Here is an 829-nt window from a genome sequence, read left to right as displayed (position 1 = left end):
GAGCAGGAGTTTGAGCGCGTCGGCAGCAACCACACCATTAAAGTTGATGTTCGCGTGATTGCCGCAACGAACAGGGACTTGGAAACGGCAGTTCAACGCAAGGAGTTCCGGCAAGACCTCTATTATCGCATCAACGTCGTCACTTTACGCGTGCCGGCATTGCGCGAAAGGCGAGGTGATATTCCGCTCTTGGCCGCTCAGTTTCTCAAGAATTTCAATACTGAGAATGATCACACGCTGACCTTCGCTCCCGAAGCGATTGAGGTGCTAATGAACTGCGAATTTCCAGGTAACATCCGAGAGCTCGAAAACTGCGTTCAACGGACGGCAGTTCTGGCGACGGGTCCATCAATCCTCAGAACTGACTTTGCCTGTTACGCGGATCAGTGCTTGGCCGCGGCGCTGTGGAAGAACGGACAGCCGACGTCAGAGAAGTCGACTACGATCGAGCCTTCCGCCGCCTGTGCCGCCCCGCCCGTCGGCGACGGGCAAGCGCCGATAGGCCCTGCCACGACTCGTGGTAGGGTGCCCGATGCCGATACGGTCATTGCTGCCATGGAAAAGTGTGGCTGGGTGCAGGCAAAGGCGGCGCGCCTGCTCGGTTTGACCCCGCGCCAGATCGGCTACGTGCTGAGAAAACGCGGTATCGAGATCAAGCGTCTCTGAAACAACCCGCCGAGCAAGAGCTGGAGCAGGTCAAGCATTGGTGCTCTGGCGCCGAGCCCATCGGCCAGGCTTACGAAGTGGGTGTGAACAGCGCTGCCAAGATTCCGGCCGTGTGCTTTCTACCACCAGTCGTACTGGGGCTCTGCGACTGACAAACTAAAAA

1 protein-coding gene is annotated in these 829 nt (G+C 57.9%); it reads left to right on the top strand.

The window, feature by feature from the left end; all coding sequences use genetic code 11:
• On the top strand, positions 1-666 hold a 666-nt coding region (locus tag EN935_RS38285; RefSeq protein WP_164771835.1), incomplete at its 5' end, for a sigma 54-interacting transcriptional regulator.
• Positions 667-829: the final 163 nt, after the last annotated feature.

Origin of the sequence: Mesorhizobium sp. M7D.F.Ca.US.004.03.1.1 (genome assembly GCF_003998635.1) — a bacterium.
Classification (GTDB): domain Bacteria; phylum Pseudomonadota; class Alphaproteobacteria; order Rhizobiales; family Rhizobiaceae; genus Mesorhizobium; species Mesorhizobium loti.
The sequence above is the reverse complement of the archived record's forward strand: the minus strand, read 5'-3'. Positions and strand labels throughout refer to the sequence as shown.